Raw genomic sequence first — 15,366 nt, forward strand, 5'->3', positions numbered from 1 at the left:
TTGCGAGATGCATGCTGATGACGAGCCCCGGATCTGCCACCGGACGAACAGAAAACCCCCCGCTGAGCGGGGGGTTTTCGAGGTAAGCACGTCAGTCCAAGCCTGACGCTCGTGAACACAACGCTATGACCTCAGCGCAGCTCAGTCAACCGGACGCCCTCGAGCGTCTCGTCAGCCCCGCGCGGCTCGCAACCTACATCGACGCCGCGGACGGCGACCGGTGCCGTACCGTCGATCTGTACCTTTGGGCCGCGCAGTTGGCCGGCGCACTGCACGGACAGATCGCCTTCGTCGAGATAGCTGTGCGGAACGCGATCAACATCGAACTGTCCGCCTGGAGCGTCAAGAGTGGAGGCGTTCCGGAGTGGTCCTCGGCCGGCGTCACTGTCGACCCTCTGTACTCGCTGCTCCGGCGGCAGCTCGTGGACGCTCGCAACCGAGCCGCTCAGGAGATGGCGGAACGACCATCGAGCCACCCGAGATGCGGTACGCCACCCAGCCACGACGACGTCGTGGCGCAACTGATGTTCGGATCGTGGGTGAAGCTCGTCGAGATGCTGCGTCGGCTGAGAAACCGCGTCGCGCACCACGACAACCTCCTCCAGGTCGATGTCCGACATCGCTTCAACGGCATGCTCTCGCTGCTCGCCAAACTCGATCCCACCTTCCCGGCGCTTGCAGCGGCAAGGAGCTCGCTCCGGCAGCTGACCAAGGACGACCCGCGACGGGACTGGTGGAAGTGGACCTTGCGCTCGTTGACCATGCGATCAACAATGGCGGGATGGACGTCGTCATCGCTCCCCCACACCGGTCTCCGCTGCACCAGGACACCGGCAGACCACGCCGCACGACCCGCGTCGCCCTCGTGCAGACGCACTGGCTCGAGGACCCCGCTGCCCACCGCGCACAGCTCGCCGACGGCATCGCCACCGCTGCCGCCACCGGCGCGACCGCCGTGTTCCTCCCCGAGCTCACCCTGCGCCGCTACCCCGGCGACACCCCGGCGACCGGCACCCCGAAGGACCTCGCCGAATCGCTCGAGGACGGCCCGACGGTGGCCTTCGCCCGCGCACAGGCGATCGAGCACGAGGTGTTCGTCCACGCCTCCTTGTACGAGCGGCCTGCCGACGACGACCAGCCAGACGACCCCCGTGGCTACAACACCGCCGTCCTCGTCGCCCCCGACGGCACCCTGGTCGGCCGGACCCGCAAGACCCACATCCCGATCAGCGCCGGCTACCACGAGGACACGTACTTCCGCCCGGGGACGGACGACGATGCCTTCCCGGTGTACGAGCCCGCCGGACTCGGCGCACGCCTCGGGCTGCCGACCTGCTGGGACGAGTGGTTCCCCGAGGTGGCCCGTTCCTACGGCCTCGCCGGGTCCGAGGTCCTGGTGTACCCGACGGCGATCGGCTCCGAGCCGACGTTCCCGGACTTCGACACCGCGCCGATCTGGCGGCAGGTCATCGTCGCGAACGGCATCACCGCGGGCCAGTTCATGGTCGTGCCGAACCGGTGGGGCGACGAGGGCGACATCACCTTCTACGGGTCGTCGTTCATCTCGGACCCGTTCGGCCGCGTGCTCGCCGAGGCACCGCGTGACGCCGACGCGGTGCTCGTGGCGGACCTCGACCTCGAGGCGCGGACGGAGTGGCTCCGACTGTTCCCCTTCTACGTGACCCGTCGCCCGGACCTCTACGCGGGGCTCGTCACCCCGGTCGACGAGGACCGCCACGCGTTCGGCGCACGCGACGCGATCGACGCGGCCATCGGGGTGGCGGCGACCGACGCCGGACCGGAGGTGTCCGCATGACGTGGGTGATGCCTCCCGAGACGGCTCCGCAGGAACGCACCTGGATGGCGTTCCCGCGACCCGGCCTGACGCTCGGTGACGACGCGGCGAGCGCCGAAGCCGCGCGAGTGGCGTGGGCGGCCACCGCCAACACGATCAGCGAGCACCAGCCCGTCACGATCGTCGTGGACCCGGTGGCGCGCAGCGACGCCCGCCGGCTGCTGTCGGAGCAGGTCGACGTGCTCGAAGCGCCCCTGGACGACTTCTGGATGCGCGACATCGGGCCGACGTTCGTCGTCGACGACGTGACCGGCGAGCTCGGCGCAGTCGACTGGGTCTTCAACGGCTGGGGCGCGAACCCGTGGTCGACGTGGACCCGCGACGCCGAGGTCGCTGCCACGGTCGCGGCCGCCGCCGGTGCCGAGCGGATCCCGTCGCTGCTCGTGAACGAGGGCGGGGCGATCCACGTCGACGGCTCGGGCACCGTCCTGGTGACGGAGACCGTGCAGCTCGATCCGCGACGGAACCCGTACGCCGACCGCGAGCGCATCGAACTCGAGCTGGCCCGGACGATCGGCGCGACGGACGTGGTCTGGCTGCCCCGCGGCCTGACCCGTGACTACGACGGGTTCGGCACGCGGGGCCACGTCGACATGGTCGCGACGTTCGCGGGCGCCCCGAGTGACACCAGCGGCACCAGGGCCACCAGCGGCACCAGGGCCACCAGCGGCACCAGCGGCACCAACGCCACCACGCCGTCCCGCACCCTCCTGCTGCACGCGCAGCCCGACGCCGGCCACCCGGACCACCTGGTGATGCCGCAGATCCGTCGGGCACTCGAGCAGGCCACGGACGCGACGATCGTCGAACTACCGGCACCGTCGACCCTGACTGACGACGACGGCCCGGTCGACTGGAACTACGTCAACCACGTGGTGGTGAACGGCGCCGTGATCGCCTGCGCGTTCGGCGACCCCGTTGCCGACGACCGCGCCCGCGGCATCCTCGCCGACGTGTACCCGGGCCGTCAGGTGCGTTCGATCGACGCCCGCGAGGTCTTCGCGCGCGGCGGCGGGCTGCACTGCATCACGCAGCAACAGCCGGCGGTCTGAGCCATCGCCGCGGTGTACAGCGACTCCCCGATGCCTGTACACCGCGGCCGGTCCGCACGGCGCCGGAGCGTCGGTATGGTGCTCCGAACCGGCCCGGGCGACGCTGCCCGGCCCCGAAGAGCAGGGAAGTCACATGGCATCACCGACCGCGGTCCCCGCACCGACGGCCTCGGCACCACCTGCGCGCGGCGGCTCCCTGAAGCGGAGCCTCGGGCTCTGGGCGATCGTCGGCCTGGGCCTCGGCTACATGACCCCGACGGTGGTGTTCGACACCTTCGGCATCGTCTCCGGGCAGACCGACGGCGCCGTGCCGAGCGCGTACCTGATCGCGCTGGTCATCATGGCGCTGACGGCGATCAGCTACGGCAAGATGGTCCGCGTCTACCCGGCCGCCGGCTCCGCGTACACGTACGTGCGGGAGTCGATGCACCCGAACCTCGGCTTCATGGTCGGGTGGGCGTCCCTGCTCGACTACCTGCTGCTGCCGATGGTGAACGCCCTCATCATCCGGCTCTACCTGGAGCAGGTGTTCCCGGCGCTGCCCCCGTGGGTGACGGTCGTCGTCTACACGGTGTTCGTGACGACGGTGATCTGCCTGTCGATGCGTGGCACGTCGAACCTCAACATGGTGCTGCTCGTCGGCGCGATCCTGGCGATGATCGCGTTCGTGGTCTTCACCGTGATCGAGCTCACGCACGGCGCGGGTGCCGGCACGATCGTCAGCGCCGAACCGTTCGTGCACGACGGTGTGACGATGTCGGCGCTGCTCACCGGCGCGACGGTGGTCTGCTTCTCGTTCATCGGCTTCGACGCGGTGACGATGTACACCGAAGAGGCCAAGTCGATCCGGATCATGCCGAAGGCGATCATGCTGACGGTGCTGCTCGGCGGCGCGATCTTCCTGGTGTCGGCGTACTTCGCGCAGCTGCGGTTCCCGACGAACGCCCCGTTCGGCGAGTTCACCGACGACCCGCTGCCGCAGATCGGCCTGCTCGTGGGCGGTCCGGTGTTCCAGGCGGTGCTCGTCTCGGCCGGGTTCGTTGCCGCGCTGGCGTCCGGGCTCGCGTCGCACGCGAGCGTCGCCCGGATGCTCATGGTGATGGGTCGGAACAACGTCCTGCCGAAGCGCGTCTTCGGCTACGTGCACCCGCGGACCCACACCCCGGTCTTCAACGTCGTGTTCGTCGGCGCGGTCACCCTGCTCGCGATGAGCTTCTCGCTCGACACGGTCGCCGCCTACATCAACTTCGGCGCCCTCGTCGCGTTCACGTTCGTCAACGCCACGGTGATCGTGCACTTCGCCGTGCGGCAGGGCCGTCGTCACACGGCGGGCGACCGCTGGAAGTACATCGTGCTGCCGGGTCTCGCGATGGTCCTGACCGGCGTGCTCTGGTCGCAGCTCCACGCCGACGCACTGATCGCAGGAGGAGTGTGGGCGGCGATCGGCTTCGCCTACCTGCTCGTCATCACGAAGGGCTTCCGGGTCGCACCGAAGGGCTTCGACGAGAACCAGCCCGTCACGGGTGTGAACAAGCAGCTGACCGACCAGGCCTGACCGCACCACGAGAGGACGCCATGTACGCCGTCACCGACCCCACCACGGGCACGACCCTCGAGACGTTCCCGACCATCAGCGACGACGAGCTCCGGGCGGCGATCGCTGTCGCGGACCGCGCCCACCGCGAGCGCACCAGCACCGTCGCCGACCGCGCCGCCCTGCTCCACCGCGTCGCCGACCTGTACCGCGAGCGGCACGCCGAGCTCGCCGCCACGATCGTGCGCGAGATGGCGAAGCCGATCGACCAGGCCGAGGGCGAGGTGGAATTCTGCGCCGACATCTACGACTACTACGCCGACCACGCCGAGGAGTTCCTCGCCGACCAGCCGATCACCCTGGCGGACGGTTCCGAGGGCAGCGCCTTCATCCGGAAGTCCTCGATCGGCGTGCTGCTCGGCATCATGCCGTGGAACTTCCCGGCGTACCAGATCGCCCGGTTCGCCGGTCCGAACCTGCTCATCGGCAACACGGTGCTGCTCAAGCACGCGCCCCAGTGCCCCGAGTCGGCGCTGGCGATCGAGCGCGTCTTCCACGACGCCGGGTTCCCCGAGGGCGCCTACACGAACGTCTTCGCGACGAACGACCAGGCCGCCGACGTCATCGCCGACCCACGCGTGCAGGGCGTCTCGCTGACCGGTTCCGCCCGCGCCGGCGCCGCCGTCGCCGAGATCGCGGGCCGGAACCTCACGAAGGTCGTGCTCGAACTCGGTGGATCGGACCCCTTCATCGTGCTGTCCACCGACGACCTCGACGCCGTCGTCGAGTCGGCCGTCACCACCCGCCTCGAGGGCAACGGACAGGTCTGCAACGCCCCGAAGCGCTTCCTGGTGGTGGACGACCTGTACGACGACTTCCTGGCGAAGTTCACCGCCGCGATGTCTGCGGTCGCGCCGACGGATCCGAGCACGCCCGGTGCCGAGCTCGGCCCGCTGTCCTCGCCGGCCGCCGCCGACCGGCTGCAGGAGCAGCTCGCCGCGGCCGTCGAGCAGGGTGCCACGGTCGTCACGGGTGGCGACCGCCAGGGCAATGCCTTCGTGCCGACGATCCTGACCGACGTCACGCCGGACAACGACGCCTACCGCGAGGAGTTCTTCGGTCCCGTCGCCGCCGTGTACCGGGTCGACGACGAGGACGCCGCCGTGGCACTCGCCAACGACACCCCGTACGGGCTCGGCTCGTACCTGTTCACCACGGACGCCGACCAGGCACTCCGCGTCGCGGACCGGCTCGAGGCCGGCATGGTCTACGTCAACATCGTCGGCGCGGACAGCCCGGAACTGCCGTTCGGCGGCGTCAAGGCGAGCGGGTTCGGCCGCGAGCTCGGCCCCCTGGGGGCCGACGAGTTCGTCAACAAGAAGCTGATCCGCATCGGCTGACGGACGCTCTCGACCCGGCTCCACGACGGACGGGAGGCCCGCGGCGGTCTCGCCACGGGCCTCCCGTCTGCTCGTCGGTCGCCGCTACTGCTGGGGGTCGGCGGGCTCGCCGCCGGAGTCCGTGTCGCTGTCCTGCGCGGGGTCCTTCGTCGCGTCGCCCGTGGGCGACCCGTCCGGCAGGTCCTCGGTGTACTGCTCCTGGTCCTTCGTGGGGTCGCTGGACCCGTTCGCCGTCGTGTCGCTCATGGACCGGACGCTACGCGCGACCGTCGCTGCGCCCGTTCAGACGGACGAGCCGGCAGCCCCTGCGCCGGCGCTGACCGGGGTCACGGCGAGGATCTCGTCGGCGACCTCGCGCCCGATCCGCACCGCACCGTCGACGTGCTGGTACCCCTGCCCGGCCAGGTCGCTCGACGCGAACCGGATCGGACCGACGGCTGCACGCTGGTCGGCGCCGTAGCGGACGAGCCCGCCCAGGTCGAAGCTCGCCGCGTAGGCGCCACGGGTCCACTCCTCGGTGCCCCAGTCGCTCTCGTAGTACACGACCGGGCGCAGGGCCTCGTCGCCGTAGTAGTGCGCGAGCGAGCCGAGCACCCGGGCCTTCCGTTCCTCAGCCGACAGCGTGAACAGGTCGTCGGCGTGCTGGTCGGAGACGAACCCGACGAGCGTGCCCTGCTCGGAGCCGTGCTCGGTGTTGTCGTACGCCTCGTGCACGACCTCGTAGGGGCTGAACGCGGTGCCGGAGAGCCCGGCGCCGCGCCAGAACGGCCGGTCGTAGACGGCGTGCACCTTGATGACGAAGCCCATCGACAGGTGCTGGTGCAGCTGGTGCTGGCGACGGGGCAGCGGCGGCTCGTACGAGATCCGCGAGTACAGGGGCGGCGGCACGGCGACGAGCGCCTGCCGGGCGTGCACCTCGAGGCCGCCGTCGGCGAGCGCGACGACCCCCTCGTCGGTCCAGCGCAGGGTGCGCACCGGCGCGTTCAGGTGCACGGCGTCACCGAGGCGCTCGGCGAGCCGCTCGGACACCTGCTGCATCCCGCCGACGACCCGCTTGTCCAGGATGAAGTCGGCGTCGACCAGGTTCGCGAAGCTGCCGGCGGAGGCGGCCATCAGCAGGGCCTGCAGTGCCGAGAACGCGTGCGCGGGCTTCGTGAGCATGGCGCCCGCGATGAACAGCTCGACGTTGTCGGTGGCGACGCGGTCCGGACTGAGCGTGTGCAGCCAGGCCCGGAACGAGGTCTCGTCCAGTGCGGCAGCGTCCGGGGTCTCCCAGGGTCGTGCGGGATCGACCGCCGCGACGTACTCGTCGACGACCTCGACGAGCCGCTCGATCTCGTTCGCCGTCGCCTCGGGCAGCGGGAAGATGTCGCCGGTGTACTCGGTGCGGGTGCCCGCGGCGTCGACGTAGACACTGGAGCCCTCGCGGTACCGGTCGTAGGTGTCGAGTCCGAGTTCGTCGAGGGTCTCGAGCAGCGCGGTCTGGTCGGGCGAGACCCACTGGCCGCCGATCTCGAGCGTGACGCCGTCGATGTCGTTGGTCCAGGTGCGCCCGCCCACGCGGTCGCGGGCCTCGAGCACCGTGACGGTGAGCCCCGCCGCGCGCAGGCGGTTCGCGGCGGTCAGGCCGGTGACACCGGCTCCGATGACGACGACGTCGCTCTCGATCATCGTGCTGCTCCTTCGGTGGTGGTGCTCCGGAACGGGTCCGGGGTCAGCGTGTACATGGTCTCGAGGTACTCGGCGATGCCCTCGCCGCCGCCCTCGCGACCGAGTCCGGACTGCTTCACCCCGCCGAACGGGGCCGACGCGTTCGAGACGACACCGGTGTTGAGTCCGAGCATGCCGGTCTCGAGGCGCTCCATGAGGCGCTGGCCGCGAGCCGGGTCCTCGGTGAACGCGTAGCCGACCAGACCGTACTCGGTGTCGTTGGCGGCGGCCACGGCCTCGTCCTCGGTGCGGAAGGTCCGGATCGCCAGGACGGGACCGAAGATCTCGTCGCGGAGCAGGTCGCTGCCGGGCTGCACGTCGGTCAGGACCGTGGGCGCGTAGAAGGTGCCGGGGCCGTCGACCGGGTGGCCGCCGGTGCGGAGCGTCGCCCCGCGGTCGAGCGCGTCGGTGACCAGGCGGTGCGCCTTGTCGACGGCGCGGTCGTCGATGAGCGGTCCGATGGCGACGCCGTCCTCGGTACCGCGTCCGACCCGCATGGCCTCGACGCGTACGGTGACCCGGCGGGCGAACTCGTCGACGACGTCCTCGTGCACCAGGAACCGGTTCGCGGCGGTGCAGGCCTGCCCGGTGTTGCGGAACTTCGCGGCGAGCGCGCCCTCCACGGCCAGGTCGAGGTCGGCGTCGGCGAACACCAGGAACGGGGCGTTGCCGCCGAGCTCCATGCTCGTCCGGAGCACGTTCTGCGCCGCCTGGGCGAGCAGCGTGCGTCCGACCGGCGTCGAGCCCGTGAAGGACAGCTTCCGGAGCCTGGGGTCGGCGATCACCGGCCCGGAGACGTCGGCGGCGCGGGTGGTCGGCACCACGTTGACCACGCCGGCGGGCAGTCCGACCTCGCGCAGCAGGTCGACGAAGAGCAGGGTCGTGAGCGGCGTCAGTTCGGCCGGCTTCACGACGACCGTGCAGCCGGCGGCGAGCGCCGGTGCGATCTTCCGCGTCGCCATCGCCAGCGGGAAGTTCCACGGCGTGATCAGGAACGCGGGACCGACGGGCTTGTGCGAGACGGTGGCGCGGCCGATGCCCTCCGGGTTGACGCCGTACGAACCGCCGATCCGGACGGCCTCCTCCGAGAACCAGCGCAGGAACTCGCCGCCGTAGGCGACCTCGCCGCGGGCCTCGGCGAGCGGCTTGCCCATCTCGAGCGTCATGAGCAGCGCGAAGTCCTCCCGTCGTTCCTGGAGCAGGTCGAACGCGCGCCGCAACAGCTCGGCGCGCTGTCGCGGCGGCGTGGTCGCCCAGCCCCTCTTGGCTGCTTCCGCGGCGTCGAGGGCTCGGACACCGTCTTCGGGGGTTGCGTCGGCGATGTCGAGCAGCGTCTCGCCGGTGGCGGGGTCGTCGACGGCGAAGGTCCGGCCGTCGGCCGCCGGCTGCCAGACGCCGTCGACCAGGAGGCCCGTGGGGACGCGCGCGAGCAGCTCGCGTTCGGCGTCGGTGCGGTCGGCCGCGGGGGCGGTGGTGGTGACGGTGGTCATGCTGTTGCGAGTCCTTCCAGGACGACGTCGAGTCCCTCGTGGAGCAGGGCGTCGTCGATCGACAGTGGGGGCAGGAACCGGACGACGTTGCCGTACGTGCCGGCGGTCAGCGCGATGACACCGTGCTCGAACGCGTGCCGCACCACCTTCCCGGTCAGTGCGGCGTCCGGTTCGCCGGTCGCGGGGTCCACGAGTTCCATCGCGACCATCGCGCCGCGTCCGCGGACGTCACCGATCCGCGGGTCGGTCGTCTGCGCCGTCCGGAGCCGTCCGAGCAGCACGTCCCCGATCTCGCGGGCGCGGTCGATCAGCCCGTCGTGCTCGAACGCGTCGATCGCGGCGAGCGCGGCGGCGCACGCGATCGGGTTGCCGCCGTAGGTGCCGCCGAGCCCGCCGACGTGGGCGGAGTCCATGATCTCGGCACGACCGGTCACGGCGGACAGGGGCAGACCGCCGGCCATGCCCTTCGCGGTCGTGACGACGTCCGGCACGATCCCCTCGTGCTCGCTCGCGAACATCGCCCCGGTGCGCGCGAAGCCGGTCTGCACCTCGTCGGCGATGAGGACGACGCCGTTGGTCGTCGTCCACTCCGACAGGGCGGTGAGGAAGCCCGGTGCGGGGACGACGAACCCGCCCTCACCCTGGATCGGCTCGATGAGCAGCGCAGCGGTGTTCGCCGCGCCGACCTGCTTCTCGATCTGGCTGATCGCGCGCTTCGCCGCCTCGGGACCGGAGAGTCCGTCGTGGAAGGGGTAGGACATCGGCACCCGGTAGACCTCGGGCGCGAACGGTCCGAAGCCGTCCTTGTACGGCTGGTTCTTCGCGGTGAGCGCCATCGTCAGGTTCGTCCGACCGTGGTACGCGTGGTCGAACACCACGACGGCCTGTCGACCGGTGTGCTTGCGCGCGATCTTCACGGCGTTCTCGACGGCTTCGGCGCCGGAGTTGAACAGGGCCGTCCGCTTCTCGTGGTCACCGGGGGTCAGGCGGTTGAGGGCCTCGGCGACGGCGACGTAGCCGTCGTAGGCGGCGATCGTGAAGCACGTGTGGGTGAAGGCAGCGACCTGCTCGGTGACCGCGGCGACGACACCGGGGTGCGCGTTGCCGACGCTCGTCACGGCGATGCCCGACCCGAGGTCGACGAACGAGTTGTCGTCGGCGTCCACCACGACCCCACCACCGGCAGCGACGACGGCGATCGGCACGGCGACGCCGACCCCGGCCGCGACGGCACCGGCCTTCCGCGCCATGAGCTCGCGTGACCGCGGGCCGGGGACGGCCGTGACGAGCCGTCGCTCCTGGGGCAGCGAGGGGCCGCCGGTGGGCGCACTGATCGAGGGTGCTGCGGTGGAGGACATGCGGCGATCGTAGGAGCCTGCGGCGGCCCGGACGGCTGTCCATCGTGTACACCGGCACCCGCTTCGATCGCCCCGGTGGATAAGGTGCTCGCATGCCCGCGACGCTGCGTTCCCTGTTGCACCGAGCCGACCTCCGCCTCCGCCTGCTCACCGATGCCGACTCGGGCGCACTCGACGCCCCGCTGTCGTGGCTGCACAGTTCCGACCTCAAGGACCCGACGCGGTTCCTGGCCGACGGGCAGGGACTGCTGACGACCGGCACCCAGTTCGGCACCGAGGCCGAGGTCCCGGAGGACGTCGCAGGCCCCTACGTCCGCCGGCTCGTCGAGCGTGGCGTCGTCGCGCTCGGCTTCGGCACCGAGGTCGTCCGCGCCGGCACCCCGGACGCCCTCGTCGCAGCCTGCGAGCAGGACGGACTCCCCTTGTTCGAGGTGCCCTACGAGACCTCGTTCATCGCGGTGGCGCAGGCGAACGCCGAAGCCGTCGCCCGTGACGCGAACGCCCGGAACGCCTGGGCCCTCGCCGCGCAGCGGGCGATCTCGCTCGCGGCGATGCGCCCGGACGGACTCGGCGCAACGATCGCCGAGCTCTCCGGGCAGCTCGACGGCTGGGTCGGACTCTTCGACGTGTCGGGGCGCCTGGACCGTGGGCACCCGGCGGACGGCGTGCCCGACCAGGACCTCGAGCTGCTCCGGACCGAGGCACTGCGCCTGTTGCGTGCGGGACAGCGGGCGAGCCTGCCGGTGACGACCGAGCACCACACCGGGTTCACGCTGCAGACCCTCGGCAGCGGTGGCCACCTGAGCGGCGTGCTCGCGATCGCCAACGGAGGAGCACTCGACCGCGCCGGACGCGAGGTGGTGACCTCCGTGATCGCTCTCGCCGGCCTCGCACTGCAGCAGAACCGCGAGCTGGCCAGGGCACGCGGGCTCCTGCGCACCGGGCTCCTCACCATGCTGTCGGTCGGCGATCCGGAGGTGGTCCAGTCGACGTCGCGCGAGGTGTGGGGGCCGCTGCCCGCCGAACCGGTCCGGATCGCGGCCGTCGACGTCGCGGACCAGGACCTCGACACCGTCGTCGACCTGCTCGAACTGTGGGTGCAGGACCGGCCCGGACAGCTCTTCTTCGCCGTCGACGACGCGCTCTTCCTGTGCGTGAGCGCCGACGACACCGCGATCGTCGAGGAGCTCGTCGGGCGCTTCGACCTGCGCGCCGGTCTGTCGGACGGTGCCGCCTACCGCTCGTTCGGCCGCGCTCGCACCGAGGCCGTGCAGGCCCTCGACCGCCGCCGCGAAGGACGCCCGGGCACCACCGAGTTCGGCGACCTCGCCCGGGAGGGCGTCCTCGCACACCTGGCCCACGTCGACGTGGACGCGGGAGCCGTCGCCCGCGCGTTCCTCGCTCCCCTGCTCGAACACGACCGGTCAGCGGGCACCGAGCTCACCCGCACCGTCCGCGCCTGGCTCGAGCAGAACTGCGAGTACGACCGGGCCGCCCAGGTGCTCGGCATCCACCGCCACACCGCACGCTCCCGGGTCGAGCACGCCGGCCGACTCCTGGACCGCGACCTCTCCGTCTTCGCGACCCGGGCCGACCTGTGGGCGGCGTTCGTCGTCGAGGGCGCGTGACGCGCGGATACGGTGGGACGATGCCGTCGACACCGGCCCGCCGGCGCCTCAGCCCGGCCGAACGCGAGGCCCAGATCACGGCCGCCGCGGTCGACCTGGCGCGCGCCGAGGGCCTCGCGGCGGTCACCCTGCGCGGGGTCGCCGCGGTGATCGGGGTCGCGCCCTCGCTCGTCGCCCACTACCGCCCGAGCATGGAGGACCTGGTCGGCGAGACCTTCCGCACCGTCGCGGACGCCGAGGTCGCCGAGGTCCGCGCGATCGTCACCGACGCCCCCGACCCCGTCTCCGGCCTCCGCACCCTGCTCGGCTGCATCGCCGACCCCGCACGCGACGACGTCGCCACCCTCTGGGCCGACGCGTGGAGCATCGGCCGCACGAACGCGGCACTGGCGACCGCGGCACGGGACGTCATGGACGACTGGCAACTCCTCGCGACCACGGTCGTCGCCGACGGGGTGCACGCCGGCGCGATGCGCACCGACGATCCGGACGGCGTCGGACGCCTGCTCTTCGCACTCGTCGACGCCACCAACGGGTACGCGCTCGTCGACTACCTCGACCGCCCGACCCGCGAGGGCCTGGTCCGCACGACGATCGCGCGCGCCGTCGGCCTGGACGCGTCAGCCCTGGCCGGGTGACACCCGCCGCAGTGCCACCCACTGCAGCAGCATGATCGTCTTGCCGTCGGCGATCCGGCCGTCCTCGACCATCGCCAGCGCCTCGTCGAGCGGCAGCTCGAGCACCTCGATGTCCTCGCCCTCGTCCTCGACCCCACCGCCGGCCTCGACCCGGTCCGCCGGCGTGTAGGCACCGACGTAGAAGTGGACGCGCTCGGTCACTGAACCGGGGCTCATGAAGACGTCGGCCACGTGCGACAGTTCGCGCAGCCGGATGCCGAGCTCCTCGGCGGCCTCGCGTCGGACGGCGGTCTCGGGGTCGTCCTCGTCGAGCAGCCCCGCCGCTGCCTCGATCAGCATGCCGTCGGGGTGGCCGTTCACGTACGCCGGCCACCGGAACTGCCGGGTGAGCAGGACCGTCCGGCGCTCGGCGTCGTACGGCAGCACCGTGGCGCCGTTCCCGCGGTCGTAGGTCTCACGCTGCTGCCGGTCCCACCGGCCGTCCCGGCGCCGGACGTCGAGCGTCGTGCGACGGAGCACGTGCCAACCGTCCGACACGACCTCGACGTCCCGCACGACGACGTCGGGGTTGCGGTCGAGGTCACGGCCGACGGCGTCGAGTCCGGTCCGCCCCCGGGCATCGGGGACGTCGACACCGGGGCGGGGGGCTGCTGCACGATCATCGGTCACCCGGTCACGCTAGCGGCGCGGCCGTCCGCACGACCTGCACGCCCGGTACCGTGCAGCCATGACCAGCACCCTGTTCACCCGCCGCCCGGACCGACCGCAGGTGGTCACCGTGTCGTTCGTGCTCTGGCTCGTCTGGGTCGCCGTCTGCCTGGTGGCGACCGTCCTGCAGTTCGTCGCGGGGACGGCGACGACCGGCTTCGGCACGGTCCTGACGGTGCTCGTCGCGGTCGTCGTCTGGGGGCTCGTCGGCTGGGCCGTCGTCCGCATGGCCGGCGGGTCGCGGGTGGCACGCATCGTGCTGGTCGTCGTCGCCGCGGCCCGCGCTGCCCTCAGCCTCACGAGCGGCGAACTCGGGCTCCTGACGATCGCGCTGTCGGTCGTCGCCGCGGTCCTCTTCTTCCTGCCCAGCGCGCGCCCGTTCTTCGCACCGAGCGGTGCGGGAAGAACCGGCCACGGGTTCTCCGGAACCGGCGTGTCGGCGCCGAGCCGTGCCTCCAGGCCGGATCCCGACCACGCGACGGACGCCGACCGGACCTGATCCGCACCCCGCCGACCGATCCGGACGGCACGCCGCCGAGAACGAGGAAAGGCCCCGGATTCCTCCGGGGCCTTCCTCGTTTTGCCTGGTGCGCGAGGGGGGACTTGAACCCCCACGCCGTTTCCAGCACACGGACCTGAACCGTGCGCGTCTACCAATTCCGCCACTCGCGCCAGCCCCAAAACACTACCACGCACAGACTGCCCCCTGCGCCAACCACTACCATGCAGTGGTTGGCGACCGACGACTCTGGAGACACATGGGCCTGCTGGACAACTTCGAGCGAGGGCTGGAGCGCGCCGTGAACGGCGCGTTCGCGAAGACCTTCCGCTCCGGTGTGCAGCCGGTCGAGATCTCGAGTGCCCTGCGCCGCGAGCTCGACACGAAGGCCGCCGTGGTGTCCCGCGAGCGGATCCTGGTGCCGAACGAGTTCACCGTGCGCCTGGCGCCACCGGACTTCACGCGCATGAACGACGTCGGTCGTCCACTGATCGACGAACTCACGCAGATGGCCCACCAGCACGCCGTCGCACAGAACTACTCGTTCTCCGGACCGGTCACCATCCGGCTGCAACAGGACGGCACGCTCTCAACGGGCATCCTGCAGATCGACTCCACCACGGTGCAGCGCGACGTCGCCTGGATCGCCGTGCTCGACATCGGTTCGCAGCGCCACCGCCTGCAGCGCGGACGCACCGTGATCGGCCGCGGCAGCGACGCGGACATCACGATCGCGGACACCGGGACGAGCCGGAAGCACGTCGAGGTCCTGTGGGACGGGAAGCACGCCCAGGCCACCGATCTGGGCTCGACGAACGGCTCGAAGCTGAACGGTCAGCACTTCCAACAGGCGATCGTGGAGCCGGACTCCACCATCGAGATCGGTCGTACCCGTATGGTGTTCCGGGTGATCCCGGAGAACGACGGAGGTGCTCGATGACCACAGGCCTGACCCTGCTCGTCCTGCGCTTCGCGTTCCTCGCGGTGCTCTGGCTGTTCGTCTTCGTGATCGTCTTCGCCCTGCGCAGTGATCTCTTCGGCCAGCGCGTGCGCACGATCCCCACGGATTCCAAGTCGGCCCCCTCCGGCCCGACGACCCCGACGATCCCCGCAGCGGCGGCGCCGGCGGCGGCCTCCGGTGGCGCGTTCACCGACCTGATCGGGCAACCGACCGCCGCGACCCAGTCCGCCTCGCCGGCCGCGGTGCGCCTCGTGATCACCGAGGGCGCGCGCGAGGGCATGGAGATGCCCCTCGGCGGCGGACCGATCACGATCGGTCGCTCCAGCGAGTCCAACGTCGTGATCCGCGACGACTACACCTCGACCAACCACGCCCGGCTCGACCTGCGCGCCGACGGCTGGCTCCTCACCGACCTCGAGTCCACGAACGGCACCTTCGTCAACGGTCAGAAGGTGAGCGCCCCCCTGATCGTCGCGGAGCGCACGCCGATCACGATCGGGACGACGACGTTCGAGCTGCGGCGGTAACCCGGC

15 protein-coding genes and 1 tRNA gene are annotated in these 15,366 nt (G+C 71.3%); 9 read left to right on the forward strand and 7 right to left on the reverse strand.

Annotation, left to right across the window (positions count from 1 at the left end; translation table 11 throughout):
- Positions 1-131: 131 nt before the first annotated feature.
- Positions 132-620 carry a hypothetical protein gene (locus tag ACVKXF_RS04915; protein WP_456795045.1) on the reverse strand — a complete coding sequence of 163 codons (489 nt, stop codon included), beginning with the start codon at positions 618-620 and terminating at the stop codon, positions 132-134.
- 161 nt (positions 621-781) lie between these two features.
- On the opposite strand from ACVKXF_RS04915, the gene ACVKXF_RS04920 reads away from it, so the two are divergent.
- The 4 genes from ACVKXF_RS04920 (at position 782) to ACVKXF_RS04935 (ending at position 5,841) form a co-directional block, all read left to right on the forward strand.
- Positions 782-1,816: a nitrilase-related carbon-nitrogen hydrolase gene (locus ACVKXF_RS04920; RefSeq protein ID WP_456795046.1), complete on the forward strand. Its 1,035-nt coding sequence runs from the start codon at positions 782-784 to the stop codon at positions 1,814-1,816.
- Positions 1,813-2,907 (forward strand): agmatine deiminase family protein, encoded by a 1,095-nt coding sequence (locus tag ACVKXF_RS04925; protein ID WP_456795047.1) that lies wholly within the window; start codon positions 1,813-1,815, stop codon positions 2,905-2,907. Before ACVKXF_RS04920 ends, ACVKXF_RS04925 begins: the two co-directional genes overlap by 4 nt.
- A gap of 133 nt (positions 2,908-3,040) precedes the next feature.
- Entirely contained in the window at positions 3,041-4,462 is a 1,422-nt protein-coding gene (locus tag ACVKXF_RS04930) for an APC family permease (RefSeq protein ID WP_123311242.1), read from the forward strand.
- A 20-nt stretch (positions 4,463-4,482) separates the two neighbouring features.
- Positions 4,483-5,841 carry an NAD-dependent succinate-semialdehyde dehydrogenase gene (locus tag ACVKXF_RS04935; protein WP_396289731.1) on the forward strand — a complete coding sequence of 453 codons (1,359 nt, stop codon included), beginning with the start codon at positions 4,483-4,485 and terminating at the stop codon, positions 5,839-5,841.
- Positions 5,842-5,925: 84 nt separating this feature from the next.
- Here the strand turns inward: ACVKXF_RS04935 and ACVKXF_RS04940 are convergent, their stop codons facing one another.
- Genes ACVKXF_RS04940 through gabT form a run of 4 tightly spaced genes read right to left on the reverse strand, consistent with a single transcriptional unit; the run spans position 5,926 to position 10,399 of the window.
- Positions 5,926-6,087, reverse strand: coding sequence for a hypothetical protein (locus ACVKXF_RS04940; RefSeq protein ID WP_185021274.1), 162 nt, complete (start codon positions 6,085-6,087; stop codon positions 5,926-5,928).
- Between the two features lie 36 nt (positions 6,088-6,123).
- Positions 6,124-7,512: a flavin monoamine oxidase family protein gene (locus ACVKXF_RS04945; RefSeq protein ID WP_456795048.1), complete on the reverse strand. Its 1,389-nt coding sequence runs from the start codon at positions 7,510-7,512 to the stop codon at positions 6,124-6,126.
- The gene (locus tag ACVKXF_RS04950; protein ID WP_456795049.1) at positions 7,509-9,041 is read right to left on the reverse strand and encodes an NAD-dependent succinate-semialdehyde dehydrogenase; all 1,533 of its coding nucleotides are present in this window, start codon (positions 9,039-9,041) and stop codon (positions 7,509-7,511) included. Before ACVKXF_RS04950 ends, ACVKXF_RS04945 begins: the two co-directional genes overlap by 4 nt.
- On the reverse strand, positions 9,038-10,399 hold the full coding sequence (gene gabT, locus ACVKXF_RS04955) for a 4-aminobutyrate--2-oxoglutarate transaminase (protein WP_456795050.1): 1,362 nt from the start codon (positions 10,397-10,399) through the stop codon (positions 9,038-9,040). Before gabT ends, ACVKXF_RS04950 begins: the two co-directional genes overlap by 4 nt.
- Positions 10,400-10,491: 92 nt before the next feature.
- Between gabT and ACVKXF_RS04960 the strand changes: the two genes are divergently transcribed.
- Positions 10,492-12,027, forward strand: a complete 1,536-nt coding sequence (locus ACVKXF_RS04960; RefSeq protein WP_456795051.1) for a PucR family transcriptional regulator — start codon at positions 10,492-10,494, stop codon at positions 12,025-12,027.
- Positions 12,028-12,047: 20 nt separating this feature from the next.
- Entirely contained in the window at positions 12,048-12,665 is a 618-nt protein-coding gene (locus ACVKXF_RS04965; protein ID WP_123311254.1) for a TetR/AcrR family transcriptional regulator, read from the forward strand.
- Here ACVKXF_RS04965 and ACVKXF_RS04970 read toward each other — a convergent pair.
- Positions 12,648-13,334 carry an NUDIX hydrolase gene (locus ACVKXF_RS04970; RefSeq protein WP_456795052.1) on the reverse strand — a complete coding sequence of 229 codons (687 nt, stop codon included), beginning with the start codon at positions 13,332-13,334 and terminating at the stop codon, positions 12,648-12,650. The two genes, ACVKXF_RS04965 and ACVKXF_RS04970, sit on opposite strands and share 18 nt — an antisense overlap.
- Positions 13,335-13,392: 58 nt before the next feature.
- On the opposite strand from ACVKXF_RS04970, the gene ACVKXF_RS04975 reads away from it, so the two are divergent.
- Positions 13,393-13,872, forward strand: coding sequence for a hypothetical protein (locus tag ACVKXF_RS04975; protein WP_123311258.1), 480 nt, complete (start codon positions 13,393-13,395; stop codon positions 13,870-13,872).
- A gap of 86 nt (positions 13,873-13,958) precedes the next feature.
- On the opposite strand, the gene ACVKXF_RS04980 is transcribed toward ACVKXF_RS04975, so the two are convergent.
- Positions 13,959-14,045: transfer RNA gene (locus ACVKXF_RS04980), tRNA-Leu, on the reverse strand.
- An 86-nt stretch (positions 14,046-14,131) separates the two neighbouring features.
- On the opposite strand from ACVKXF_RS04980, the gene ACVKXF_RS04985 reads away from it, so the two are divergent.
- Together ACVKXF_RS04985 and ACVKXF_RS04990 are read left to right on the forward strand one after the other, a co-directional pair.
- On the forward strand, positions 14,132-14,812 hold the full coding sequence (locus ACVKXF_RS04985; protein ID WP_123292929.1) for an FhaA domain-containing protein: 681 nt from the start codon (positions 14,132-14,134) through the stop codon (positions 14,810-14,812).
- Entirely contained in the window at positions 14,809-15,360 is a 552-nt protein-coding gene (locus ACVKXF_RS04990; RefSeq protein ID WP_123311260.1) for an FHA domain-containing protein FhaB/FipA, read from the forward strand. The genes ACVKXF_RS04985 and ACVKXF_RS04990 overlap by 4 nt, the downstream gene beginning before the upstream one ends.
- The last annotated feature ends 6 nt before the right edge of the window (positions 15,361-15,366 follow it).

It is taken from the genome of Curtobacterium sp. PvP017, from assembly GCF_054060195.1.

Excerpts from the sequence above, each read along its gene's own strand:
- ACVKXF_RS04960 (WP_456795051.1), top strand. The coding sequence starts at position 10,492 with ATGCCCGCGACGCTGCGTTCCCTGTTGCACCGAGCCGACCTCCGCCTC.
- ACVKXF_RS04950 (WP_456795049.1), bottom strand. The coding sequence starts at position 9,041 with ATGACCACCGTCACCACCACCGCCCCCGCGGCCGACCGCACCGACGCC.
- ACVKXF_RS04965 (WP_123311254.1), top strand. The coding sequence starts at position 12,048 with ATGCCGTCGACACCGGCCCGCCGGCGCCTCAGCCCGGCCGAACGCGAG.
- ACVKXF_RS04915 (WP_456795045.1), bottom strand. The coding sequence starts at position 620 with ATGTCGGACATCGACCTGGAGGAGGTTGTCGTGGTGCGCGACGCGGTT.
- ACVKXF_RS04985 (WP_123292929.1), top strand. The coding sequence starts at position 14,132 with ATGGGCCTGCTGGACAACTTCGAGCGAGGGCTGGAGCGCGCCGTGAAC.
- gabT (WP_456795050.1), bottom strand. The coding sequence starts at position 10,399 with ATGTCCTCCACCGCAGCACCCTCGATCAGTGCGCCCACCGGCGGCCCC.
- ACVKXF_RS04935 (WP_396289731.1), top strand. The coding sequence starts at position 4,483 with ATGTACGCCGTCACCGACCCCACCACGGGCACGACCCTCGAGACGTTC.
- ACVKXF_RS04945 (WP_456795048.1), bottom strand. The coding sequence starts at position 7,512 with ATGATCGAGAGCGACGTCGTCGTCATCGGAGCCGGTGTCACCGGCCTG.
- ACVKXF_RS04920 (WP_456795046.1), top strand. The coding sequence starts at position 782 with ATGGACGTCGTCATCGCTCCCCCACACCGGTCTCCGCTGCACCAGGAC.
- ACVKXF_RS04975 (WP_123311258.1), top strand. The coding sequence starts at position 13,393 with ATGACCAGCACCCTGTTCACCCGCCGCCCGGACCGACCGCAGGTGGTC.
- ACVKXF_RS04930 (WP_123311242.1), top strand. The coding sequence starts at position 3,041 with ATGGCATCACCGACCGCGGTCCCCGCACCGACGGCCTCGGCACCACCT.
- ACVKXF_RS04990 (WP_123311260.1), top strand. The coding sequence starts at position 14,809 with ATGACCACAGGCCTGACCCTGCTCGTCCTGCGCTTCGCGTTCCTCGCG.
- ACVKXF_RS04925 (WP_456795047.1), top strand. The coding sequence starts at position 1,813 with ATGACGTGGGTGATGCCTCCCGAGACGGCTCCGCAGGAACGCACCTGG.
- ACVKXF_RS04940 (WP_185021274.1), bottom strand. The coding sequence starts at position 6,087 with ATGAGCGACACGACGGCGAACGGGTCCAGCGACCCCACGAAGGACCAG.